This is a genomic window from Sutcliffiella halmapala (genome assembly GCF_050107295.1).
Lineage (GTDB): Bacteria > Bacillota > Bacilli > Bacillales > Bacillaceae_I > Sutcliffiella_A > Sutcliffiella_A halmapala_A.
This window is the reverse complement of sequence record NZ_JBNIKR010000001.1, coordinates 87,620-113,106: the sequence shown is the minus strand read 5'-3', so window position 1 is coordinate 113,106 and position 25,487 is coordinate 87,620. Positions and strand designations below refer to the sequence as shown.

Annotated in this window: 24 protein-coding genes; 4 read left to right on the top strand and 20 right to left on the bottom strand. The window is 40.8% G+C overall.

Annotated elements, in window-relative coordinates; genetic code table 11:
• Nucleotides 1-273 precede the first annotated feature (273 nt).
• The 5 genes from ACQCT5_RS00595 to ACQCT5_RS00575 form a co-directional block, all read right to left on the bottom strand.
• On the bottom strand, nt 274-1,548 hold the full coding sequence (locus ACQCT5_RS00595; RefSeq protein ID WP_499637767.1) for an MFS transporter: 1,275 nt from the start codon (nt 1,546-1,548) through the stop codon (nt 274-276).
• Between the two features lie 132 nt (nt 1,549-1,680).
• The gene (locus ACQCT5_RS00590) at nt 1,681-2,577 is read right to left on the bottom strand and encodes a LysR family transcriptional regulator (protein WP_499637765.1); all 897 of its coding nucleotides are present in this window, start codon (nt 2,575-2,577) and stop codon (nt 1,681-1,683) included.
• A gap of 132 nt (nt 2,578-2,709) precedes the next feature.
• Nucleotides 2,710-6,945 carry a S8 family serine peptidase gene (locus ACQCT5_RS00585; RefSeq protein WP_499637762.1) on the bottom strand — a complete coding sequence of 1,412 codons (4,236 nt, stop codon included), beginning with the start codon at nt 6,943-6,945 and terminating at the stop codon, nt 2,710-2,712.
• Nucleotides 6,946-7,142: 197 nt separating this feature from the next.
• On the bottom strand, nt 7,143-7,784 hold the full coding sequence (locus ACQCT5_RS00580; protein ID WP_499637759.1) for a hypothetical protein: 642 nt from the start codon (nt 7,782-7,784) through the stop codon (nt 7,143-7,145).
• 102 nt (nt 7,785-7,886) lie between these two features.
• Complete coding sequence (locus tag ACQCT5_RS00575) at nt 7,887-12,056, bottom strand: S8 family serine peptidase (RefSeq protein ID WP_499637756.1); 4,170 nt, start codon at nt 12,054-12,056, stop codon at nt 7,887-7,889.
• Between the two features lie 343 nt (nt 12,057-12,399).
• Between ACQCT5_RS00575 and ACQCT5_RS00570 the strand changes: the two genes are divergently transcribed.
• The gene (locus tag ACQCT5_RS00570; RefSeq protein WP_499639100.1) at nt 12,400-12,585 is read left to right on the top strand and encodes a hypothetical protein; all 186 of its coding nucleotides are present in this window, start codon (nt 12,400-12,402) and stop codon (nt 12,583-12,585) included.
• On the opposite strand, the gene ymaG is transcribed toward ACQCT5_RS00570, so the two are convergent.
• The 7 genes from ymaG to ACQCT5_RS00535 form a co-directional block, all read right to left on the bottom strand.
• Entirely contained in the window at nt 12,512-12,796 is a 285-nt protein-coding gene (ymaG, locus tag ACQCT5_RS00565; protein ID WP_499637753.1) for an inner spore coat protein YmaG, read from the bottom strand. The two genes, ACQCT5_RS00570 and ymaG, sit on opposite strands and share 74 nt — an antisense overlap.
• Nucleotides 12,797-13,012: 216 nt before the next feature.
• Nucleotides 13,013-13,207 (bottom strand): hypothetical protein, encoded by a 195-nt coding sequence (locus ACQCT5_RS00560; RefSeq protein WP_499637751.1) that lies wholly within the window; start codon nt 13,205-13,207, stop codon nt 13,013-13,015.
• Nucleotides 13,208-13,296: 89 nt separating this feature from the next.
• The gene (locus tag ACQCT5_RS00555; RefSeq protein ID WP_499637748.1) at nt 13,297-13,965 is read right to left on the bottom strand and encodes a Type 1 glutamine amidotransferase-like domain-containing protein; all 669 of its coding nucleotides are present in this window, start codon (nt 13,963-13,965) and stop codon (nt 13,297-13,299) included.
• Between the two features lie 47 nt (nt 13,966-14,012).
• Nucleotides 14,013-14,366: a YciI family protein gene (locus ACQCT5_RS00550; RefSeq protein ID WP_499637745.1), complete on the bottom strand. Its 354-nt coding sequence runs from the start codon at nt 14,364-14,366 to the stop codon at nt 14,013-14,015.
• Between the two features lie 60 nt (nt 14,367-14,426).
• Nucleotides 14,427-14,963 (bottom strand): DinB family protein, encoded by a 537-nt coding sequence (locus tag ACQCT5_RS00545; protein WP_499637742.1) that lies wholly within the window; start codon nt 14,961-14,963, stop codon nt 14,427-14,429.
• Nucleotides 14,964-15,294: 331 nt separating this feature from the next.
• Complete coding sequence (gene rlmD, locus ACQCT5_RS00540) at nt 15,295-16,665, bottom strand: 23S rRNA (uracil(1939)-C(5))-methyltransferase RlmD (RefSeq protein ID WP_499637739.1); 1,371 nt, start codon at nt 16,663-16,665, stop codon at nt 15,295-15,297.
• Between the two features lie 116 nt (nt 16,666-16,781).
• Nucleotides 16,782-17,732 carry a YdeJ family lipoprotein gene (locus tag ACQCT5_RS00535; protein WP_499637736.1) on the bottom strand — a complete coding sequence of 317 codons (951 nt, stop codon included), beginning with the start codon at nt 17,730-17,732 and terminating at the stop codon, nt 16,782-16,784.
• 308 nt (nt 17,733-18,040) lie between these two features.
• On the opposite strand from ACQCT5_RS00535, the gene ACQCT5_RS00530 reads away from it, so the two are divergent.
• Complete coding sequence (locus ACQCT5_RS00530; RefSeq protein WP_499637733.1) at nt 18,041-18,595, top strand: nitroreductase family protein; 555 nt, start codon at nt 18,041-18,043, stop codon at nt 18,593-18,595.
• A gap of 119 nt (nt 18,596-18,714) precedes the next feature.
• Here the strand turns inward: ACQCT5_RS00530 and ACQCT5_RS00525 are convergent, their stop codons facing one another.
• From ACQCT5_RS00525 to ACQCT5_RS00515, 3 genes are all read right to left on the bottom strand, one after another.
• On the bottom strand, nt 18,715-18,873 hold the full coding sequence (locus tag ACQCT5_RS00525; protein WP_499637730.1) for a hypothetical protein: 159 nt from the start codon (nt 18,871-18,873) through the stop codon (nt 18,715-18,717).
• A 281-nt stretch (nt 18,874-19,154) separates the two neighbouring features.
• Entirely contained in the window at nt 19,155-19,331 is a 177-nt protein-coding gene (locus tag ACQCT5_RS00520; protein ID WP_499637727.1) for a hypothetical protein, read from the bottom strand.
• 17 nt (nt 19,332-19,348) lie between these two features.
• On the bottom strand, nt 19,349-19,543 hold the full coding sequence (locus ACQCT5_RS00515; RefSeq protein WP_499637725.1) for a hypothetical protein: 195 nt from the start codon (nt 19,541-19,543) through the stop codon (nt 19,349-19,351).
• A 145-nt stretch (nt 19,544-19,688) separates the two neighbouring features.
• Between ACQCT5_RS00515 and ptsG the strand changes: the two genes are divergently transcribed.
• A complete protein-coding gene (gene ptsG, locus ACQCT5_RS00510) occupies nt 19,689-21,746 on the top strand; it encodes a glucose-specific PTS transporter subunit IIBC (protein WP_499637722.1) in 2,058 nt (685 codons plus the stop codon).
• A 73-nt stretch (nt 21,747-21,819) separates the two neighbouring features.
• Here the strand turns inward: ptsG and ACQCT5_RS00505 are convergent, their stop codons facing one another.
• Nucleotides 21,820-22,191, bottom strand: a complete 372-nt coding sequence (locus ACQCT5_RS00505) for a VOC family protein (protein ID WP_499637719.1) — start codon at nt 22,189-22,191, stop codon at nt 21,820-21,822.
• 163 nt (nt 22,192-22,354) lie between these two features.
• Here ACQCT5_RS00505 and ACQCT5_RS00500 point away from each other — a divergent pair, with 163 nt between their 5' ends.
• Nucleotides 22,355-22,801 carry a hypothetical protein gene (locus tag ACQCT5_RS00500; RefSeq protein ID WP_499637717.1) on the top strand — a complete coding sequence of 149 codons (447 nt, stop codon included), beginning with the start codon at nt 22,355-22,357 and terminating at the stop codon, nt 22,799-22,801.
• A gap of 84 nt (nt 22,802-22,885) precedes the next feature.
• Here ACQCT5_RS00500 and ACQCT5_RS00495 read toward each other — a convergent pair whose 3' ends face one another.
• The 4 genes from ACQCT5_RS00495 to ACQCT5_RS00480 all read right to left on the bottom strand — a co-directional run bounded on the left by ACQCT5_RS00495 (nt 22,886) and on the right by ACQCT5_RS00480 (nt 25,415).
• Entirely contained in the window at nt 22,886-23,455 is a 570-nt protein-coding gene (locus ACQCT5_RS00495; protein WP_499637714.1) for a GNAT family N-acetyltransferase, read from the bottom strand.
• A gap of 362 nt (nt 23,456-23,817) precedes the next feature.
• Nucleotides 23,818-24,246, bottom strand: coding sequence for a YhfM domain-containing protein (locus tag ACQCT5_RS00490; RefSeq protein ID WP_499637711.1), 429 nt, complete (start codon nt 24,244-24,246; stop codon nt 23,818-23,820).
• Nucleotides 24,247-24,292: 46 nt separating this feature from the next.
• Nucleotides 24,293-24,913, bottom strand: coding sequence for a hypothetical protein (locus ACQCT5_RS00485; protein ID WP_499637708.1), 621 nt, complete (start codon nt 24,911-24,913; stop codon nt 24,293-24,295).
• Nucleotides 24,888-25,415: an RNA polymerase sigma factor gene (locus ACQCT5_RS00480; protein ID WP_499637706.1), complete on the bottom strand. Its 528-nt coding sequence runs from the start codon at nt 25,413-25,415 to the stop codon at nt 24,888-24,890. The genes ACQCT5_RS00485 and ACQCT5_RS00480 overlap by 26 nt, the downstream gene beginning before the upstream one ends.
• Nucleotides 25,416-25,487 lie beyond the last annotated feature (72 nt).

Here is a 25,487-nt window from a genome sequence, read left to right as displayed (position 1 = left end):
TACATTTAGATTATACTATATATTAGTTGATTAATTATGGAAAAAAATATTAAATTTTTTTCTTACAGATGGTCTAATAAAGAGTAAATAGATTGGGTAAGAGGCGATCTAGCAACAAAACTATAAATGACAAGTAAATAAAAAAACAGAGAGCTGATTAACCCCCTGCTTCTTCATGCAATACTAATTTCACAACCGCCTCACAATGTCAAGAGTGTACGTGGTAACACATGGGATGCTGGTGCATTCACATTCGATTTATAAAAGGTTATTTTATATTGAAAAATCCGTTCCTCTTTCGTTTGGTTTACGTCCTGCCTCCTGACGCTTTTCCTTCATAAAAATCACGCCAATTATGCCAAAAATAGAGAAGATTACTGGAGTGAGGAAACCGTAGTAGTAACCATCTCCTATACTACCTGAGGTTGACTGAAAATGATCCAATATATATCCAATAATGCTTGGCAGCAATACTGCACTTAGAAATCCACCCGTATTCGCAAACCCGGTAACAATGCCCGTTTCTGTTATCGGAAAAGTTTGACGAACGGCTGCAAAGGTTAAGGAATTCGAACCAAATCCAAAACCGATGATAAAGAAAAGGATGATTAGTAAGAAAAATGGTGGATGCTCAATAAATAATAGAAAGCTGGACCAACACAATAAAACGATAATATGAAAAACAATATATGGCCGTTTAATATTTTCTAAATAACTTGAAATCCATCCAATCAGAGGTGCCCCAATAAGTGCTCCAATTAGACTAATCATAATAAGCTGACTTGCACCTAAGCGTGTCATTCCATACACATCCATCAAATATGGCACTGCCCAAGAACCGATAAATCCGATGTACCCCCCGACAATCCCAAAGTGACACAAGAATAATGCCCATGTCTGCCGATTCGTTAGTGTTCTTCGTAGTAAAACCGAGGTTCTTTCACGTTGTATTTTTGGGGCTAAGAATAGTGGTTGCTGTGATTTTTTAATGAGGACAAAATAAAGGAAAATACTTAGTAAACATAAGAGTATTCCGGCTGAAAGAAATGCTCCTCTCCAACCAAGCAAGACAATCAACGCGGAGAAAGGAACAGATGCCAAAAGGAAACCTAGGCTTCCTGTCATTCCTGCAAAACCAATTAACCGAGTAAACTCCTTTTTATTGAACCATAGGCTTAAAATCAACACCATATTTACCCAGATGGTCGCATCCCCTATTCCCGTAAGGATTCTTGCAAAAAACAGCACAAATTCATGTGTGCCAAAACTATAAATGATTGTACCTATACCTGTAAGAGTGGCACCTATAATAAGAAGAAAATTAGGCCCATAACGATCAGCCAAGATACCCATTGGAATTTGCAAACCAGTGTATACAAAGAATTGGATACTTGTCACTAATCCCACCGTTGCTGCCGTTACACTAAAATCGATCATCAATTGGTCTGTAATTAAACCAGGGGCGGTTCGCTGGCTCGACATGATTAAATATGTAAACAATACAGAAGAAAATATAACCCATCTGAATTTACTATTTTGTTTGTCCAATGATATCTACTCCTGTTAGCTTTTACCCTATATATATGGGTTTCCTGTAACAGTAGAAATAGTATTTAAAAAGACCGATTTTTTTCCTCCCGCAAATGGGAAAGTACAGAGCAGCTAGTCTTCCCTTATTCATTATGATTTAAATTCCTCTTTCAATATTGTTATATACTCTCTTATCATTCTTGAATACTGTTTTTTACTGGACATAATCCAAACAAATTGCAGTTTTACCGCATCGTAATCAACAATATCTAATAACGTAACATCATCACTAAAATTGTAGGTAAAACCATGACAATCTGGTACAAATGAAACTCCTAAATTTTCATCGACCGCTTTTTTTAAGGTATCAACATTTGTGGATGAAAATAGTTCAGTCATCTCACCAAATTTTTTATAAAAATTATTTTTAAACCATTGGATGTATTCCCCATTATAAACAATCAGTGTTTCTTTTACGATTTGTTGTGGTTTAACAAATGTGTTTTTAGCTAATGGAGACTTTTTACTAACCAATAATTTCATTTTACCTTCAAATAAATTTTGATAAATGAGCCGATTATTATTTTCAATTAAATGTTTAATAAGTGGTAATACGCCAATATCACTTCTGTCCTCTAATATATCATCAATAATTTCCTGACCAGTTTTTTGAAAAATTTGGATATTTATTTTAGGATAGTCTTTTTTTATTGCTGAAATCGGGCTTATAAGAGGTGTAATAAATCCTGGCACAGTAGAAATTTTTATGGTACCAGTCACATTACTCTTAATTATTTGAACTCTTTCGATTAGTGCTTGATATTTTAATAATACCTCATTCGCAATGGTAATTATTTGTTCTCCTTCAACCGTAGGAATGGCACTATTACCTCTTGATCGTTTAAATAATTTTACACCTAGTTCTTTTTCGATACTGACAATAGATTGACTAATAGCGGACTGACTCACAAACAGATTTTGTGAAGCAATCGAGAAGGAACCTGTTTTTGCAACTTCAACTAAATACCGTATTTTTTCAATATTCATATTCTTCTCCTTCTGACAACGTTATTAGTGTTCTATTTTTTTTGGAATTTAGTCTTTAGTATGATGATAATGTATATTCATTTATTATTATAGAAAAAAATCCTGTTCTCCAAAACGAGAACAGGATTCCTATTATTGTAATCCTAATTGTTTCTTAATTGCTTCTAAAGTTTTTCCTTTATACTGCTTTTTAGGCTTTGGTGGTGCTGAGATCCATGGATTTTGAGTTAGGAAGTTCTTCTCAACAAACGCAAAGTCTTTTTCATCGACAGTACCGTCGAAGTTAATATCTGCGCTCCGCTCATTAGTTCCCCAATATGTTTGGATTGCCAATGCGTCCATTACATCGATTATATCATCTTTGTTAACGTCTCCGGCAGTTGCAGTCGGTAAAGTATCTGAACCTACTGTATATAAAACTCCATATGGTCCCCCTTCAACCTCATTCATATATATATTAAAGTTTTTATAGGTAGTAAAGTGACCAGGAATGTCTTGAATAATTGTATAATCTTCTTTGGATGGTTCAATGCCTAAAATATCAAATTGGCCATTTTTATTTACTACATTCGTTTTTACTTCTTTTCCATTATGATCTACAACCGTGATTGTTGGAGAAATCAAAGAGTAATCTTTCGTAAAATCAAATTGACCATTTGCACTTAAAAATGCTTCTCCTAAAATAGATCCTCTAATTTCTGTTTGATTATTTAAAACACCGATAGGAGATACGTTTGAAAATGGGTTGGTTGTTACATTTTCGACATCCGTAAATGTTGATTTTACTCCAGCCCTATCCCATGTGAAACTCAGTTTTGGTTCAACTGATGTTGGAACTTGTATTGTTAAGTCAAGCATTGGTATATCGCCATTTACTCCTGAAGTTCCATTAAAGTTTACAGTCACATCTGATGAGATTGTAGTCCCTGAAGTAGTTTGTTTTACATCCAGCATACCGCCAAGCTTTTGTGCTTCAGGATTTAATGCAATATTTGTAATTTTTGTCGCAGGTGCATCTGAAAACTTATAGTTTGCTTTCATTAGTTTACTTACATTGTTTGCATTTAATGTCATAGTAAAAGTATCGCCTGGTTTTACTAAAGTAACATTATATTTTGCTGGATTCTTCGCTTCTACAGAAACATATGGAGTATGTTCATTTACAAAATAATATTGCTTTTGGCTGCCACCATTTGTAGCTTCGTCCATTCCTTCAAATTTAACACTTAAAATACCGTTAGGCAGCATCGCGATTTCATCAGAGGTATTTCCGTCTTTATCAAGTGTCATCATACCATTTGGTAACCATGAGTTGTAAGAATAGTAAATTTGATTTTGAGTTTGATCAGCAGTCATGCCAGCTGCTTGTTTTACTTCTACGTTGTCATCTGTAATATGACCTGTTACCCCGACAGTAGCTTGTCCATCTTTAAATTCGACAATTTGTTTTCCTGGTACTTCGCCATCCACATGCAGATCAAATTTAGGGTTGGTATTATCAACAAAGAAGTCTTGTGTAACTGTATAAATTTTTCCATCATCATCTTGCCCAATCAGTTTAAATTGGTATTGACCAGCTTTTGGTATTACGATTTGATCCGGTCTTAGTCCAATTGGGTTGTTCGGATCATTTGTAAACGGGAAGTAATATCCTTTGTAGAAGAAATACAATGCATGTTCTACACCTTCGTCCATTGTTATTCCATCAAATGTACCAATTACCCCAAGATCTTTACCTGTTTTTGGATCAGAAATGACAGCATCAATAATTTTCATATGAGATTTTAAGCTTACATAAGCGGCATTTCCTCGATGCCACTTTTGGCTGCTTTGTCTAATTGATTCAGGAACTGAGCGTTTATGCAATTTAAAGTAATCAAACCCTTGTTCCACATAGTGTACACCAAATGGTACTCTATATGATTCTTCTGGATTATCTTTGTTTGTATAAACGACATAACCTTCATAAATGCCTTTTTCAGCTTCTTTAGGAATAGATAGTGTCACCTTCGTTTTCTTTTTTGAATTTTCTTTTACTGTTATCGTGGAATCCGTCTTTAGTGTTACTCCATTTGCTGTCGCATCTTTTGATCCACGTATGTTTGTATTAAATTTTACACTCACATCAAAAGTTTTTTTGCTTTCACCTTTATTGAATAAATTGACAGTTCGAGTATCAGCTGTGTCTTTTCCGGTATAGGCTTTATTTCCAAAGCTGATTGCGCCAGAATTTTCTTTCACTAATTTTTCTTTATTATTTTTGATTGTTGGGAATTTTTCAGCTACTTTAATTTCAAAATTTGAGTGAATGGCGTTGTACGGATTAACACGGCCTGCGCCAATTTCATAAACACTGTAAGGTTTACTTAATGAATCAGCTGTGTTCATTAGAATGGCTTTTACATCTTCGGGTTGTAAATCAGGTTTAGCTTGCAATAATAAAGCTGAAATACCAGCAACCGCTGGCGTTGCCATTGATGTACCTGACTGTCTTTGGTATGCATATTCGTAATCTGATGGATTATCATGGTTGTGAGCAAATCCTGGTAAAGTTGATAAAACACTTACACCAGGAGCTGTAATCTCCGGCTTAATATCATAAGTTACACGTGATGGTCCACGAGAACTAAAGTCAGCTAAATTATCGCCTGGTAATCCTATTTTTCCAAGGTCACTAAATGAAATTGTTTTTGTTGAATTAACAGGGACATTTTGAACCAAAGCTAATCCATCAGCATTTGTCATAGAGAAAGTAGGAATAAAGTCTGAACCTTCCCCTAAATTAAAAGGTAAATGTCCTTCAGCAGCATTAGTATTATAGATAATGACTGCAACTGCACCACGATTTTTCGCCTGCAATATTTTGTCATTAAATGTATTTGAACCTCTTTGAATCAATGCAATTTTCCCATCAATTCGAGCATTCACCCCCCAATAAGCCCATGAGGTTCCTAGTCCAACATTAACAACTTGAAGTGGTTGGCTAGGAGACAGTAACATCTTTAAATCACTAGTAAACCCTGTTGCCATTAATTGTAAATAAGCAGTTTGATTATCTACTGTTGCTTTCATTGTAGCAATTTCACTTGGAACATCACTTGCACCGACTGTCAATGCTAAAGATGCATTTCCTGGATTTCCAAGTGTGTACATGCCATTCCCTGCATTACCGGCAGCCACAACGGCAGTTACCCCACTTAATACCGCATTATTGACCGCGATCGCTTGTGCAGTTAATGGATCATTGTAATTAGCACCTAAAGATAGGTTCATAATGTCGACGCCGTCCGTTACTGCTTTCTCGATTCCTGCAACGACATCGTCAGACAAACCTCCACCACCAGGCCCAAGGACGCGGTATACATAAAGCTCTGCATCAGGTGCAATACCTGTCGTTGAGTAATCACTTTCGTTTTCACCTTGTCCGACAATTGTTCCAGACACATGTGTACCGTGGGTTGTAAAATAGTCAGAGCCATTATTGCTTGGATTTGGTTTACCTGCCTTCACCCAATCCGCATACGATGTTTCCATTGGATCGGCATCATCGTCGACAAAGTCCCAACCTTTTACTGAATGAGGATCAATCGTTTTTGGGTCCACATTAGGCTGTGCGCGGTAGCCTTTATAGGCAGTTGAGAGATCAGGATGATTATAATCAATCCCAGTATCAAGGACAGCAATTTTGATTCCTTTTCCCGTAAACCCTTCTTCATGTAATTTATTAACATTTAAGAAGTTATTTTCAGCAGACATGCCATGAACGGCTGCTTCTGTGGAGGGAGCTTCTATACTAGCTGGTTTCTCTACTTGAACTTCTGCATTACTATAAACCGCTTTAACCGCTTTTGATTTAAGAAGGGATTCTACCTTATTTGCAGGTATTGTTAATGAGACCCCATTGAATGCATTTTTAAATTCACGATTAATTTTATATGAAGCTCCCTTTTCTTTTGGCAACGCTTTCAAGTCCTTATCAAAGGTAGCATGTTCAGCCTCTACTAAACTTTTAGCCTTGCTTTCTGATAAGCTATCTCCATTAAAAGCTGCCTCAACAAGAGCTACTTTATGTGGTTTATGATTGAACTGGACGATAACAGAAACATTGTCGGAACTGTCTAAATTGACCTCCGGACTCAAAAATAATCCTGATTGATCATAGGTAGAAAGCTGTGTCAAAGCCTGTCTTTGAGCTGGTGTAAGGTTAGCTAAAATCGTCTCTGCTTTTGTAGTAGCTGCAACCGCTGCTCTTGCTTTAGGCGTTTGATCAATATATGGAGCTTGGAAGCTACTTAATAGTAAACCTACACCCAATGTGATAGACGTTGCATTTTTTATTAATTTTTTTCTCGTGTATTTCTTCTTCATTTCTCCAAACCTCCTACAAATGTTGTTATTTTTTGAAAAAATTGTACAGAATCATTAGGAGATTTTCGCAACCTACTATCCTCCAAATATCTACAAAATTCTACCCCTTCCCCATATATTGATTTCATTATACGAAATCAAAATCTTCTAATAAAATTAGAAATGACAATATTAAAATAAGAGAATCTTATATATCTCTAGACACTCTTGGGGGACATAAATTCTCTTCTTTCTTGATACTTCCTTACATAACCTATACCGTGCGGAACTGTATAGCTACTAAAATCCTGTGGGACATTCCCATACAACGGGGAGTAAGGAAGCGGGATGATGGCACAATCAAATGCCCAAAGTTTTTCTTCTCCATTTCCTAGAAGACCTATGAATGCTTCTCCGTCTTGCATTTTGTTCGTTACATACACTCCTGTTTCTTGAAACGTTTCACAGATTAAAGACATGATTTTGAATAGCACCTTTTCCAATTGATAAGCATCTTTTGTATATGATTGGTCTTCGGGTTTCACCATTATTAACAGCTCTATCCAAGGTTCGTTTAAATAATATGAACCTATTTTATCCATCCATATTATGATGGAAGCACAGACATTCAGTTTAGAGTGACCCAGATCTAACAACATGTTATGGATTAGTGGAATCGATTCTGCAGAATCCGATCGAAAATCATCGACCGACCAGGTTATACCTGAAAGCCGACTGTCTATCTCAACTTGTGACAAACCCGTTTGTAGCAACAAGTGCCTAAAGTTACGGAGTATCTGTTGGAAGTTTTCTGCATTGCCATACCTAGTATAAGTCTGAATATATTTGTATTCCCCCAACGGATTCCCTCCTTAATCGTCTATGGTTCTAAGATTTATAGTATAAAAGGTACCGGTATCCTAATCAAAATGGACTACCGGTACCTTTTCATTCACGATATTCTATTTTATGTCTAATTGAATTAATATACTGTCTAATGTTGCCCCTTTATACGACTTTTTCGCTTTTGGTGCATTTGAAACTGTTGGATTTTGTAATCCGAAGTTTTTAACAATGTAATCCATATCCTTTTTATCAACTACTTTATCAAAGTTAAAATCTGCTGTAGCCTTATTTGTTCCCCAGTATGTCTGCACAGCCAATGCATCTAACACATCAACGACATCATCTTTATTCACATCTCCAGCTGCTGCAACTGGTAAATTCCAAACTAATCTATTTCCTATTATTTCACCACGAACTTCATCTGCTAAAACAAGTTGTTTTTTCATAGTGAAATGACCAGGTACATCAACAGCAAGTGTATATGGATTTACTTCAGCTTTTAGTCCATCCGCAATATACTGACCACTTTGATTCAATATAGACGCATCTACAGTTGTTCTTCCATCATAAGAAGTAACGGATACTTTCGCACCAACTTTACTTAAATCAAGTGAATAAATAGGTTTTCCTGTAGAATCTTTTGCTCCTTCAACTTGTACTGAACCTTCTACTCTTGAATAAGTTGGCTTATATTTAATACTTTCCATATAAGCGTAGACATTATTAGTCTCTACATTTGATTGATCAATCGTAGATGCTTTTATCGCATACCAATTGAAAGGAGAGCCTCCATAAATTCCATCCGAAAACTTTTTAGAAGTTTTAAGGTCGAAATTAAATAACTGTAAGTCTTCTGGTAATACTTTTTCACCTAGGTAAGTGAATGTAATTGTATAGTTCAGATTACCACCAGATGGAGCAGTTGTTACAGACACTTGTGCATCACCAAATTGCTTTACCTCATCATTTACAACCACATTTTCAATGGAAGCAATGTTAGAATCAACTGGTATTGTAATTTTACTAGTTTTTAAATTTTTCACATTATTTGAACGAACACTGAAGTTTACTGTATCACCTGTTGCTATGCTTTGTTTATTTGCCTTTAAATAATAATATGGTAAATTGTGATCCACGAAAACGACTCTTAACATATTAAAAGCATTTCCATTAAAGTTGCGTGCATAATCCATTCCATAAAACTGAACTTGTAAAGGTGCTGCCTGTTTTTTAACTAAAATTTTATCTGTGTAGTTTCCATTTTCGTCAGTAAAAACTGGATTTTTTGGCCACGGACTATTATAAAACGCTACTACTGCATTGTTTGATTGATTAACTGGTAAACCTAAACGACCCGCTTCTTCTGTTTCTGGATCATGTAGGTTTATGTTAAAGTCATATAAAAATTCTCCTTTTGAATCAAATTGACTATCATTATATTCAATTACTTTTTGGTCTAATGAATCAAAACTAGAATTCATGGTTGGCTTTCCTAGATCATAAATAAAATCAGAAGTCTTTGTGAATGTTTTACCTTGTTCATTTGTTCCAACCATTTTCAGCTTATAATGACCCGTTTTTGCGATTTCTGGTATACTGCTGATCGGGTTCTTTGAGTCACCAGTAAATGGATAGTACCTTGAAGTAAATCCTCTAGAAATATAATAAGTTATACCTTCATTTATTGTAATTGGTGTAAACGAGCCAACCAATCCAAGGTCCTCGCCTGTTGTAGAATCTTGTAATATAACATCTAATGTCTTCATATGTGATTTTAAAGAGAATTGAAATGATAGGAATGGCCAAGCATTCGCAGGCCAGGCTGTATCAGTTGAATAAAGAGGTAAAGCTTCAAATGACTCAATTCCTTCATTTACTATTCTTCCACCAAATGGTATTTGATAGTTTTCAGTTGGATCCTCAGTATTCGTAAACGTAATATAACCTTCGTAAGTTCCTTTTTCAGCTGTTTTTGGAATATTCAAGTTAAACTTGATTGATTTTTGGCTAATTCCTTTCAATTTCACTGACGAAGGACCTGTCAATGTTACATTGTTTTGAGCCGCATCTAAAGATCCTCTTATTCCAGATTGGAATTTTACATCTACATTAAATGTTTTCGTTTTTTCACTACGATTCTTTAATGTAACTTTTCGAGAATCTGTAATATCCTTATTATCAAAGCCAAATGAACCGAAGCTCATTCCACCTGTCAATTCATTAATCGATTTTTTCTTTCCATTAATGAACGTAGGTGTTTTATCAACTACTTGTATTTCAACATTCGAGTGGATTGCTTCATAAGCATCAACTCTACCGCTTCCTACTTCAAAGACACTATAATCTTTTGAAAGCGGGTCAGCTGTGTTCATTAAGATTGATTTCACATCCGCTGGCTGAAGATCTTTATTTGATTGAAGTAATAATGCCGATACCCCTGCTACATATGGTGCAGACATTGATGTTCCAGATAAGCGGGAGTAAGCATACTGATAATCTTCCGGTTTCGAACCGTCTACATTTTTATCATTCATATAAAATGGAACGGTTGAAAGAATGGAAACCCCAGGTCCCGTTACTTCCGGTTTAATGTCATAATTGATACGGGAAGGACCTATTGAACTAAATGCTGCTAATTCGTCTTCTGCCGTTTTCAACTTTGTATAATCCCCAAAAGTGAAATCTGTTTGACCTGCTTTCATTGCTTCAATAATCGCTAATCCTTCCTCATTTGAAACTGAAAATGCAGGAATCGCATCTACCGATTCACCTAGAAATGCTTGAATGGCTCCTTCTGCTTTGTTAATCTCATCATTATACATAATGACTCCGACTGCACCATTCGCTTTAGCGTTTTTGATTTTATCCATTAAAGCAATCGAACCACGCTTGATGAAAGCAACTTTCCCATTTACATCCTTACCAGTAAAGTTAAAGGAATATCCAAGTCCTACATCGACAAGTTGATATGTTTTTCCTTTTAACTCAGTTAAATCATCTTCATAATTTCTTGCTAGCTGACGCAGTGAATAATTTGCCCCATTATGTACACCTGCATATTGATAAATATCAATCGCAATGGATGATGCACCAACCGTCAAGGCTAAAGCTGCCGTTCCAGGTGAACCAAGTGTATACATATTGTTACCGCTATTCCCTGCAGAAACAACTGTTGTAACGCCACTAAGTACAGCATTATTTACAGCAATCGAAGTTACGTAAAGTGGATCATTTATCATTGCACCTAAGGACATATTGATGACATCCATGCCATCCTTTACGGCACGATCTATAGCTGCGATGATATCATCTGATTGTCCACTTCCATATGGTCCAAGTACTCGATAAGCATAAACATCTGCTTCCGGTGCTGCACCAAGCATTTTAAACTCACTATCAGCTTTCCCACGTCCAGCTACAATACCAGCAACGTGTGTCCCGTGTTCTGTATAGTACGCAGATGGATTGAATTCTGGTTTACCTGATTGTTTCCAATCCTCATACGTTGTTTCCATCGGATCGGCATCGTCATCTACAAAATCATATCCACCTTTATACGCATCCTTTAAGTCTGGGTGGTTATAATCAATCCCTGTATCCAGAATACCGACTTTTATCCCTTTACCTGTAAATCCTTCAGTGTGTAAATGGTCTAATCCATCGTATGGTGTATAGTTAGCAATATTAAATTCATCAGCTTTTTTGGGCTCACTCTCATTCACTTGAGCAGGCGGCTCAATCGTAAATGTTTCGTTGCTCCAAACTGTTTTTACAGCTTTGGATTTTAATAGATTCTTGATTTGATTTGCTGGTAGAGTAATGGAAACGCCATTAAATGCATGTTTATATGAACGATTGATCTTATAATTCATTTTTTTACTATTTTTTTCATTTAATAGTACCCCAACATCCTTTGAAAATGTCGCATGGTCTTGATCCACTAATTTTACTGCTTCCGATTCTGTTAACTTTTTACCTTCAGCATCAGCTTCAATCCTAGCTACTTTGGATGGCTTATTTGCAAACTCAACAATGATATCTGTTTCGCTTGAAGATTCTAAATTAACATCAGAGGAAATTTGAAGGCCTGTCTCTTCATTTGTTGAAAGCTGATTTAGTGCTGCTCTTTGAGCTGATGTTAAATTTGATAGAATATCCTCTACCTTACTTGGACTGGCTGCTATTGTGTTATTGCTTACTTGTCCAACTGAGCCCAATAAAAAACCTGATGTTAATGCTAAAGCTGTAAAGCTTTTTAATAACTTTTTCTCTGTCTTTTTCCGCATACTCATCCTCCAGATTATCTAGTTAACAAAATGAAACCTTCAATGAATGATAAAGATATGATTCTAATACATTAGTAGTTTCATATTCTAAAATAACTATTCATTAAAAATTACTTTTTATCACTAATTATTCAAACTATTGAAAACTCGTACCAACCAATGTTCAGAATAAATGCCCTTTCAATACGGACTTAATTCTCGCTCCTTCCATAGATATTGGTTTTATTATATAAAATCGTAATTTTCTAATAAAATTAAAAATTATGATAACTTAATAAGGATGTCTAATATCTTTGGTAAAATTATCTAAAGCTTTAACGTGAAAAGTAAAAGTAATGGTTAAATGAAAAAGAATCAAGGGGACGGTTCTCTGCTTCCAAGAAGCATAGAACCGTCCCCTTATTTTCATTATTTTATCATCCAAGAAACAATTGCTATTGCTCTGCGTGCTGGAATCAATAATATGGATACGGTTGATATGGGTAAGGAGGATACGGTGGATAGTAGTATGGATACGGATATGGTCTAGGAGTCAATAATGCTCCTGCTGCCAATCCTGTTACAAACGGAAGACCAAAACCAAATCCAAAACCTGGACGGCCAAATCCTAGACCCGGACGGACACCAAAGCCTGAACCAAATCCCCCTAAACCAAACCCTGGGCGACCTATTCTTCGCTCCTGACGAAAATCATGATAATTTATATTCACTATTCGATGCTCCCCTTCAAGTTTCTCCATATCATCCTATTCAATGGACATACGTCTATAAACTTGTACCCAGTAAGATGTGCGTTTGCCTACTATATAAGTAATCGAGGACTCTTCCCGATGCTTTTCACAAGAAAAAAAGGCAGGTGATTATCCTTATCGGCCACCTACCTTTCTAATTATTCCTTTAAAGGAAAACAACAACTACTTCAAATGGGGTCATTTAAAACATCCATTACTTAAAAATTAAGATTCAACAACTCTTGCCACATCATGTCCGCATTTTTGGCACTTTCCTTTTAAAACGATTCCAAATCGATCGTCTTCAATCGTAAAACTCTCAATTGTAACGGCATCTGTACAATGCCTACAAAAAACATTTTTTGTTATCTGATCTCTTATATCTTTAGGAATGGAGAGCCATTTTTTATTTGCATCCATATAAAACACCCCTCTTCATCCGATTTTTCAATAAGTATACAGAACCGGCCAATTGTGTTCAAGCACAGTTACTGCTTCGACGTGTAAGATCAAGGCGTAAACAGTTTCCATTGCCCTTCAGATACAACTTCGACTGCTCCGTCGATCACTTTGATGGCGGTTTGATCATCAATCGCATACGCCGGCCCTTGCATCCCGGCCGCCCATCTCTCAGCAGCAGCCATCGTGTTATGTGGCAGCATCTCGTGATCCAGATGCGGAAACATGGCAAAATCGACCAGACTCAGTGCTTTATCATCACCGCCCGGTGGAGTCCAGCCAACGAAGAATTCCCCGATGTTAGGTGCCATCACCATGCTGCCAGCACTCATTCCCACATAGACTGAACGCAGCGACGGCAAGATGTCTGCCAATCCGGACTGCCGCATCCAGTGGGACAGGTAGAGTGCGTCGCCGCCAGCCACCAGCAGGACGTCCGTCTCCCGGACCAGCGGCACCCAGCGCTCTTCGTCGATGCTTGGCAGCGCTGTGAGCTCCAGCACGCCGACGGACTTCCAGCCCAGGTCGACCATGGGATTCTCGGAATTTCCGCTGATGAACTCCCAGGCATTGACACCGGGGCCGACCCAGGGGTGTCCGTACAACGCAGTGGGTATGCAAAGGGCGCTAGACTCGGCAATCGGTTTGTCCAGCATGTCAACCAACGCGTCATGTATGCTTTTGTTATTCACGCCTGCAGATGTAAGCAGAAGTTTCATAACCCTCAACTCCTCGATTAATTATTAATAGCTAACAGTGTTTCCACTCACTCAAATACTTGACGCAACTCGATCTGACCTTCCCCATAACCTTGCGGGTCAGGCATCCGCATAGCCCACTCGACCGCTTCTTCCTTCGATTTCACATCAATCAGTATGAAGCCGGCAATCAATTCGTTCGTGTTTGTAAATGGCCCTTCCGTAACCACTGGTTGTCCCCCTTGTTCCGGAAACGAAAGGCGAATCCCGTTTGAACTTGGATGAAGACCTTTCGCCATAACCCGTACGCCCGCCTTCACTAATTCCTGATTGTACTTCGTCATGGCTTCCATGAGCTCTGGATTCGGGAGGTTGTTGCCTTCCGAATTCTTTGAGGCTTTGACGATCAACATAAATAGCATGATTTGTTCCTCCTTCTTTTAGAAAAAACCCTTTCGGATCCACTTGAGCGAAATAGACTATTATTCTCGCACCTTTGGCCAAGAGCCTTGCTGTTTGCGAATCAATACAATTTGGCCTATATGATATGCGTTGTGCAACATTTGACGAGCCAGACGCCCGACAAGCTCCTCATCCAACTGGCTGTCTTTGACCTGTGCCAGTGATCTACGCAACTCCTCACAAATCTGGCGTGTGTCCGCCATGACCGCTTCCCACTTTTCAGAATCTGCCGGGTCACCGCCATCTCCAAATGTATTCTCTGCCAATATTTCCTTCCATTTAGAATCTACTGGTTCCCCGATATCTCCAAATGTAGCCTTGTTATTGGACGCATTTTTTCTAGAGGTTGTGTCATTGATTTGTCTAACAAGCAGGGCGTTATAATAGTTCAGATGTTTCACAGTTTGCCAAATTGTATTCCCTCCACCAGGGGGTTGCCTGCTAGCATCTATGGAATTCAACCCATTTAAGGCCGATTCTAAAGGGGCAAACCAGGTCTCTGTATCCCAACAAAAGTCATATTCCATGCGAAAAACATCCATCAGTTTCAGGTTCATGTGCTTTCACTCCTGACCTTCAGTTTCGGGACGATTCCCGATGCTCCCACTTTTTCATTAGTTATTGGCATTCGACAAAACGTACAATAATTCCTGTTAAGGTGAATCAAAAATTATGAGGACCTTTCCAAATAGTTCAGAAAGGTCCTGTTTATAATTGGAAAGTTCCATTTATAACATCGTGTGCATATTTGGAGATTGCACCTCCATCTACAACCCACAAAAAATACAGCAAGTCATTTTCCCTCACCAAACGATTTTCCACATAAAAAACCCCACAAACAAGTATTTCTAAATGTTTGTAGGGAATGTTTTTCAAAGCATTAGGAGGTTAAATTCGTTCAATCCTCGCCACTGCCTCACAATGTACGGTATGCGGAAACATATCCACCGGCTGCACTTCCACTGTCTTATATCCACCATCCTCAAGCACTCGCAAATCGCGCGCAAGTGTTGCCGGGTTACAGGATACATAGACAACTCGCTTCGGCTTCATTTCGATGATCGTCTGCAATAATGCTTCATCACAGCCTTTCCTTGGAGGATCGACCACTAGGACATCGGCTGTGTTTCCTTCCTTATACCATTTCGGGATGACGACTTCTGCTTCGCCGACTGCAAATTCTGCGTTATTGATTTCGTTGAGTTCTGCATTGCGCTTGGCGTCTTCGATGGCTTCGGGGACGATTTCTACTCCGAAGACTTTTCGGGCTTTTTTGGCAAGGAACAAGGAGATGGTTCCGATGCCACAGTAGGCGTCGATAACACTTTCTTCGCCCGTTAGGCCCGCATATTCGAGTGCCTTGTCATACAGGACCTTTGTTTGTTCCGGGTTGACCTGGTAGAAGGATCTTGCGGAAATGGCGAATTTAATGTCTCCGATATAGTCGTAGATGTACTCGTTGCCCCATAGGACTCGGGTTTCGTCGCCAAAGATGACGTTGGTTTTCTTCGGATTCACATTTTGCACAACGGATTTCACTTCCGGCAATGCCGCTGCGATTTCTTCTACGATGGCTTTTCGGTTTGGGATGTCCGGGGTGCGGGTGATCAGCACGACCATCACTTCCCCAGTGACAAGGCCATAGCGCGCCATCACATGTCTTAGTGTTCCTTTGTGTGTTTTTTCATTGTAAGCCCGGACGCCATGCTTTTCACAGATTTCACGGATGGTTTGCACGACCTTATCGTTGATTTCTTGCTGGATGAGGCATTCCTTCATGTCGATGATTTCATGGCTGCGCTGCTGATAGAAGCCGGCGATCAGGCCGCCTTCGCGTTCACCGATCGGGACTTGGGCTTTGTTACGGTAGCGCCAAGGGTTGTGGTCCATGCCTAGTACGGGGTGGACCGGAATATCCTTTAAGTGTCCGATGCGTTCGAGGACGTCCTGGACCTGCTTTCTTTTGGAGATAAGCTGACCCTCATAGCTAAGATGCTGAAGCTGACAGCCTCCGCATTGCTTGTAGATCGGGCAAGGGGCATCCACACGGTGCGGGCTTGGCTTTTTGATTTCCTCCAAGCGACCGAATGCATAGCCTTTCTTGACCTTGATGACTTTTATCTTTACTTCCTCATCCGGGAGGGCGTTCTGGATAAAAATCGGAAAGCCGTCTATTTTCGCTACTCCGGCACCGTCATGGGTCAGATCCTGGACGGTGACATCGTAGAATTCGTTTTTTTGTACAGGTATATCTGTCATAGTTTATTCTCTTCCTTCACGTTAACATGCTTTTCCGATTGTACCATATGAAGGGAGGCGGGGAAAGCAAGGGGAAGGTTCTCTGCTTCGGAAGCAGAGAACCTTCCCCTTGCACCTTAATGAACATTCAATAACTTGATTAACTCAATTATCTTTTCATCGTCACCAGGATCCACATACACGAGCTCTGTGGTTTCGATGATTTCCTCTGTTAATTCCCGCATATAGTTTTCAGGCAGATCATCAGGGACATTGGTTTCCCAGCGTAATGGTACTTTGTACACGTTAATTGTGCCATCTCCATTGCCGCTATAGGTGACCGATCCATCTACAAGACGGCCGCCTGCCAGCTGGATGACGTCCTCCGGATAGAGGGCACTGGTGTCGTCATTCGGATTGATGGGAGTGCCTGCCGGAATAAGATGCGCATTCAATTCGTCTAGCTCTTGATTGGGCCCAAGCAGCAGCCAGACGCGGGCATGTTCGATCTGCTTAGCGGTATATTCGGATAAATCTTCTTGATTTTCTGCTTTTAGGTCCCTATTTTCAAAATCCTGTATCAGCAATACAGAGAACTCCCCATCGTAGGAGACCCAACTAACCGAATCGATATGGATATCCTTCTCGACCTGCGGCAATTCCTCCATGATCTTTTTCGCCATCTCACTCAAGGCTTCTATTTCTTCATACACTTTTAAATGACCATTCTTGAACTTTTCATTCATCTCTCCGCTATATTCTTTAGTATCAGGAACGATCTTAACGGTATAGTCTGTCCGTCCGGTGTCTGCATTGTCCCATTTTTCGGCCTCATAATGAACGTTATCCATCTCGTATTTCTCATTCAGGTAATTTTCCATGTCAAAGTTAGGGGGACTGTCCTCAGTTTCATTTGATAAAGTTTCTGTTCCCTCTTCTAACTCACTTTCTTTTTTTGGTGATTCTTGTTCTTTACTAACGTCCTGTTTATCTACGGCTCCCTGCTCCCCACTTTCTGTAGACTTGGAACAAGCTCCAAATACGAGCAAGATTCCCCCTAGCAACATAATAAAAGCTAATTTTTTCAAACCTTCCACATCCTTTTATGTACTTCAGTTACTTTTCTAAAAATCCTTTTTTAAAAGTTAATTTCTTTATCTTTTTAGAATCCCTTGGGCCACAAGGACTCTTGAATTTTTTAATCAAACGTTCGTTTAAAAAATGCTATTTCAAAAGAACATACCACATCCTAGCTTCAAAAAAGTGAATACTTCCTTCTACTACTCATAAACATGGATTTATACTGTAATCTGTATTAAACTAGTTTAGTGAGAATGATTATCAAACTCATCATTTCAGTTTGATTTATAAATACAATTGAAAAGGAGATTCTACGATGAATCATGCAAAATCAAAATTAGCCGAGATCATTCGCGAGCGTCGTTCGGTCAAGTCTGGTTACTCCGATAAGGAAGTAACACAGGAGACCGTACTTGCGTTATTGAACGATGCCATCTGGGCGCCAAACCATGGGTTGCGGGAGCCTTGGCGCTTTATTTTTGTCTCATCAGCCGATAAGGAAGGCTTTGTGGAAGATCTCGTCAAAACGTTTCCTCCAGAGATGCAGGAGAACCGGCGGAACTATTTCAGCCAACCTGCCGCATTCCTCATCGTCGTGATGGCGGAAGACCCGAGACAAAAGCAATGGGAAGAGAATTTCGGTGCGATCAGCTCGCTTATCCAAAACTTCCAGCTGCTCGCTTGGGAACAAAAGCTTGGAGTGGTATGGAAAACAAACTCCCATATCTATGATCCAAAGGTACGTGATCTATTAGCCGTCAAGCCTGGAGAGAAGATTGCCGGGTTCCTGCACTTGGGTTATTTTGAAACACTTCCCCCACAGAGAACGCGAACACCCGCAGAAGCTAAACTGACGGTCTATAAGAAATAGCAGGGAAAGGACCTCGGCCCACTGTATTGCTGAGGTCTCCCTCATTTGTTGAATAGTCGAGCTAAAAGCACCTTTACTTTTCAATATTAATATAGGGTTTTTTAAATTTTCCAGCTTTTTTACATAACCTTCAATGATATAATACATTCCGTGCATATGATGTACTCGACTTCAGAGCCTAAACTCATTTTATTTATCGGGAACATCCCTCCACGGCCACGTTCCTTTCCCACACCCAATTCCTTCGCACCGTATTTCGAACATTCTGTTACTTTCAAATATGAACCCCCTTTTGACTTTCTACTTATTATAACGAGTTAGAATGTTGGTTCGTTTCATTTTTCCAACTATTTGTCAGCTAAACCTTTTCTGAAAAACCTTTTTTAAAAGTTAATTTCTATTATTTTTTTCAATCCCTTGAGCCGCAACAGCTCGCTTTTTTTTTAATCAAACGTTTGTTTAAAAATTGCTATGTCAGGAAAATCCACGTTGTTTTCACCTCTTTCAAAAAAACGACCCTCTTTAGAAGATGGTCGCTTCGTTTCTTTTTAAATTTTTCCTAATCGGCATTGCGGACAATCAAATAGATGATGAAGCCGATCGGACCGAGCAGGAAGACGACAAGCGCCCAGAGACAGCCGATGTTCGAGCCCCTTTTTTGTGAAGCGTCACTGTACACCCAGAACAGGGCGATGATTCCAATCGCAAACCAGAGTAAACCGAAGATTGCTTCCATGGTGCGTCACCCCTTATCTATTTGTTTCTAACAATCAAATAGGCAATCAAGCCGATCGGGCCGGCGGCGAATACGACAAGCGCCCAGAGGCAGCCGAGATTGGTGCCCTGTTTATCCTTGGCATCGGAATAGACCCAGAACACGGCGATGATGCTGAGAAGCCAGATTAACAGAATGAAACCGAAACCGGCGCCAAAAACTAATCCATCCATTTTGTTCCCTCCATTCCGTATCATTTCTACTATATTCTACGAGTATATGTGCCGATAAGTTTCATTTTTCCAATTTGTTTAAAATGAGGGATTTAGGGGAAATTAAGACCAATTTCATTATTACATATTAGGAGGGTCTTATAACTTGAAACGAATATTCGGTGTCCTTCAGAAAGTCGGGAAAGCGTTGATGCTTCCGGTGGCGCTATTGCCTGCTGCGGGTATCCTGCTTGCATTGGGTAATGCCTTGAAAGAAGAAAATCTAATTGAGCTGATGCCGTTCCTTGCAGCAGACTGGGTGCAGATGGTTGCGGCGGTCATGGATGCTGCCGGTGGAATTGTGTTCAGTAATCTGCCTGTGCTCTTTGCCGTCGGGGTCGCGGTTGGACTTGCTGGCGGAGAAGGGGTGGCCGCGCTTGCTGCGATCATCGGCTACCTCATCATGAACGCGACGATGGGTGTCGTGCTCGGCGTGGATGAAGGGATGCTTGAGAACCCCGCATACGCCAATGTGCTCGGGATCAATACGCTTCAGACCGGAGTGTTCGGCGGGGTTATCGTCGGGATACTCGGGGCCTTTATGTACAACAAGTACTACAATATCGAACTTCCGTCCTATCTCGGATTTTTTGCAGGGAAGCGTTTTGTTCCGATTGCTACCGCAGCCTCTGCCGTTGTGCTTGGTATTTTAATGACATTCATCTGGCCACCGATCCAGGGCGGCTTGAACACCCTGTCGGAAAGCATGATCAACACGAACCTGACCTTGTCCGCCTTTATTTTCGGGGTCATCGAGCGTGCCTTGATTCCGTTTGGGCTGCATCATATTTTCTACTCACCGTTCTGGTTTGAGTTCGGCTCCTATACGAATGAAGCCGGCCAGGTTGTCCGGGGAGACCAGGCGATTTTCTTTGCCCAGCTGCGGGACGGCATTAAGCCGACAGCCGGAACATTCATGACTGGTAAATTCCCGTTCATGATGTTCGGTTTGCCTGCAGCTGCACTGGCGATCTATCATACGGCACGCCCTGAGAAGAAGAAGGTCGTCGGAGGGATCATGGCCTCTGCTGCCCTTACTTCCTTTTTAACAGGGATCACCGAGCCGATCGAGTTCTCGTTCCTGTTTGTGGCACCTATCCTGTTTGGAATCCATACCGTATTTGCGGGATTATCCTTCATGGTGATGCATATCCTGGATGTCAAAATCGGGATGACGTTTTCCGGAGGGGTCATCGACTATCTCCTATTCGGGGTCGTGCCGAACCGGACAGCCTGGTGGCTCGTCATTCCGGTCGGTCTCTGCTTCTCGGTCATCTACTATTTCGGCTTCCGCTTTGCAATCACGAAGTTCAATCTGCAGACTCCGGGTCGTGAGGATGTCGACGAGGAGGAGGATGGGACAAGCACCTCCACTGCCGGTGATCTGCCATTTGATGTACTGGAGGCGATGGGTGGAAAAGAGAACATCTCCCATCTTGATGCTTGTATCACAAGGCTTCGCGTCCAGGTCAATGAAGTCAGCATGGTCGATAAAAACCGTTTGAAAAAGCTTGGCGCTTCCGGCGTGCTTGAAGTCGGAAACAACATCCAGGCTATTTTCGGACCGAAATCAGATACGCTGAAATCACAAATCAAGGATGTCATGGACGGCAAAACGCCTCGTCCAGCGAAGACAGAACCAACAAAAGAAGTCGAACAGCAAATCGAAGAGGTCAATCCGGATGCCCTGCAGACGCACTCCGAATCAGAAGGCTTCATCAGCCCGATCAAAGGGGAAATCAAGCCGCTCGATGACGTTCCAGATCAGGTATTCTCCGGAAAAATGATGGGCGACGGCTTTGCAATTTTGCCTACAGAAGGTGTCGTTGTATCTCCAGTCGACGGCGAAATCGTCAACCTGTTCCCGACCAAGCATGCGATCGGTATCCAATCGGATGGCGGCCGCGAAATTTTGATCCACGTGGGAATCGATACGGTCAACCTGAAGGGGCAGGGCTTTGAAGCGCCTGTAAAGCAGGGTGATAAGGTCATGAAAGGCCAGGAGCTGCTTCGATTTGACATTGATTTCTTAAAGCAGAATGCGCCATCCATCATCACGCCGATCATTTTCACGAACCTGCATGACAATGAAAAGGTGAAGCTGAACAAGCATGGGGAAGTGGCGTTGAAGGAAGAGGATATTGTGGAGATTTCGAAAGGTTAGTTAGATTTTCAATAGGAAAAACCGGCCTTCATAAGGAGGTCGGTTTTTTGGATTACTCTTATATTCCGTATTTCTATCCTAAGAAAACAGTATCTTCATCGACAAAACAAATGCGATTGCCAAAAGGGTCTTTAGCATAGAAGCAGCGTTCTCCCCAAGGTTGAGTCTCGATCCTCTCATCAACTGGACACTCCGTCCCTTTTACACGTTCATATATCACCTCAAGATCAGGAACTGAAAAATACACGTGGTCAGGGTTTGCACGTAACGAAAATACATCGCCATCTGCTTTGGGATCAAAACAGGCTAAGACAGTTCCTTCACAGTCAAAATAGTGTCTGCCTGGTGATACCCTTTTTCCTGGCATGTTAAAGATAAACGAATAGAACTCGGTTGCTTTTTCGATATTTGTAACAGGTAGAATCACTCGATATAACCGGACCATGATATCCCTCCAAATGTCATATATTCTTTCGCGCTATATATAAAAACACGCTGCCCATCCCTAAAAGTACAATACTGATGAACGCCGGGTCGCCTCCAAGAAACGTGCTGCCCTCTCTGTGCATACATTAGAGCAACACCAGAAAAGGGGAGTTGTATTTGTCATGCCCACGAACAATGATTCCTTTGAGTATCTGCTTCGAACACAATTTTCATTTACTGTCGACGACGCAACATTGGACAGCATTTTAAAGGCGATTGCGGAGCAGAAAATTAACATAAATGCCTATGCCCAAATCAAAAACAGCAGCCAGAATCTTATTCGGTTGGTGGTTGGCAGCAGTGAGGCGGAGAACCCATCCGACCTTCAGGGCATTCGCCGAATACTCATGCCGCTCCGGTTAAAAATCCAAGAAAAACAAGTCATCCAAATCATTCGCCTCCGGGCTGGAAAAGCCGGACAGATCCAAGACATCTTTTCCTCACTTTGGTGCAAGGTCGAAGTGAAAGCCATCTATATAGGGGAAAAAACGAATGTCTATGTAGAAACCACCGATCTCGACCAGCTGATCAATATTCTGTCCGAAGAAGAAATAGAACCGTGTACGTAGACTTACTCTTTTTGAATTCCTCCTCGTAACAAACACTACCCGAAAAAAATGCACACACCCTTTCAGATGTGTGCATTCCCCCTTTTACTTCCCGTATATCTCTTCCCATTCCTCTCGAAGCACGCCAAGCTTCACCGAATCATAATATTCACCATTATAGAAGCGCGCCTTCCGGATGCGTGCTTCTTCCTGCATGCCAAGTTTCAAACCAACTTGGATCATCCGCTTGTTCCCGGACCATGTTGTGTACCCTAGTCGTGGAATCTGCGGGAATTTCCTGAACAGATGCGACGTCCAGAGCTTGATCGCCTCCGTGCCATATCCGCCGTTCCAATGGTTCGGTGAGTAGATCGTAATTCCGATCTCCATCCAGTTCGTCGGCTCGTACTCCCAGTAGTAAGTAACACTACCGATAATCTCCTCTTCGGCCATGATGAGCCACTGTGTGTCTTGACCCTTCTCAATTCTTTCGAGCATGCCAGACTCAAACGGCTCAAAGTCCACCCGCTTCCAAGGAAAATACGGCGCATCCCACTTCTTGAACTCCGGCTTTTCCTCCCCGTAGATGAGGTTCCAAAGCACCGGGATGTCCCCAGCTTCTACCGGTTTAAGATCTATTTTGTTTCCTTTTACTATAATTGCGCTTACCGCCATTCTCTTCCACTCCATCTATGTTTATTATGATATGGTCGTTTCGTACTTTCCAATTTTTCATCATAATCGCCTCCTAATAAATGTCTACTTTCTAATTTCGACTTTTATTACCATTCTCCTTCTAAAGTCTTAAAGGATTTCGAGCAGGCGCTATTGAGTGATAGGGATGGTTGGAATGACGGGGCGTCACACCTTGATGATGAATTTTTGGACGAGGTGTTGAAATGGTGTTGCACGTCATTACCTCAATGATGAGCTATTGACTTCGCGGGGGATGATTTTGCTCATCGTCGAGGATGAGCTTTCCAACCTGTCAGAGAGCTGATTTTACTCATTATAGCCCTTCACAACGCAAAGCCTGACTACTCCCCTCCCAAAACATAATCCTGCAATTCCTCCGTCACCTTGGCAGACGTCTCATACACCCCGTCTCCCTCTATGTACATGAAATAACTCTTCTCCCCCTCTTCACCAAGCCACAAATGGAGGCCATTAGCCGGAAAACCGCCATCACTATCTGACTTGTATTCCACCATTACATCATAGTCCGGGTTGGACAGTTTGCCATCCCCGCTCTGCAACCGTGCTGTTGTTATCGCTCTTTCCCAGAATTCAAGCGTATCCTTGTCGCTGAAGGAATGGAGGAGGTCCAGGTTCATATCTCCTCGGCCTTTTGATTCTGAAATATTTACTGCCTCCAGTGGCTCATCCATGAGGACCATTGTTTCTCCGAAGGGGGATTGGCAGCCTACCAGCAAAGTAAGCACCAAAGCAACATATACTTTTTTCATCTTTTTTCTCCATTCACACTCATTCAACTGATATATGTTTTGACTCCTACCTAATAAAATCCTCAAACACCAAATATAGCATCATGGCGTCTTCCTTTTTCAATTCATAAAACTCCTCTGACGTGTACTTGCTGATATAGCCACTGCCATCCTCATACAGCCAGAGCTTTAATTTAAGTGGATTCTGTCCTTCTACTTCCAAGACCAAATCGAGATGGGGAATTTCCTTGATTGGTTCCTCCAAAATTACGGCCCTGGAAAAATAGAAATGCAGCTCTTTGTTCCATGCAGGGTTATTCCCGTAATCTCTCGCACCCTTTATCGGTACCCCGTTTAACATACCGTCTTTAAAAGAATCTAGGCTGACGGCGGGTGCTACGTATATCCTTGTAATTTCTTCGTATTTGAAATCCATCACATCTTGAAATAGCATTACACTGCTTCCGCTTTCTTTTTCCAACATCATAATATCACTGCCAAAAAGGAAGATTAATAATATTGCCACTGCAACAACAGGTGCTACTATGAGGCCCATCCATTTCTTTTCCGCTGGTCGTTTTGCGACGATATTCATATATGTTTGCCTCTTCGATTCATCTGATCTAGGAATCATATCCAATGATTTAAACTCCTTCTCGTATTCATTTAGCTCCGAATGATTCATCATAGGTCTCCTCCTTTATCAGCTTTTTCAGCGCCGCATAGGCCCGGCTTGTCGTGAGCTTCACCTTTTCCTCTTTCCAGCCAAGGACTACTGCCGTTTCCTTGATCGATAACTCTTTAATTTTTCTTAGGATGATTACTTCCTTATATTCCAGCTTCAGCTGATTGATTGCAGCATAAAGGCGCTCGACCTCTTCCCCTTTTACGATTATCTCCCCTGGTGTCGGGGTGGGGTCGGTGAATGTTTTCTTTCCGATTGAAAAGAAAGCGAGTCGCTGTTTCCTCCGGATATAATCAATTGTCTTGTTGCGGGCAATCGAAAAAACCCAAGTCGAGACCGAGGAATCCCCATTAAATGTGTGAAGCTTGTTATACACTTTTACAAACGTGTCCTGTGTCAGATCCTCTGCAACGGTGGAATTGCCCACCAGTAAGTAAATATAGCTATATACCTTATCGCTCAGCTGCTCATAAATCAATTCAAAATGGTTCACAATTTCTCCCATGGCTGCCCCCTTTCTACAATATAGACGCTTGAGGAAGAGAAAGGTATCAGAAAAAAAGGCAAGCGATTATAC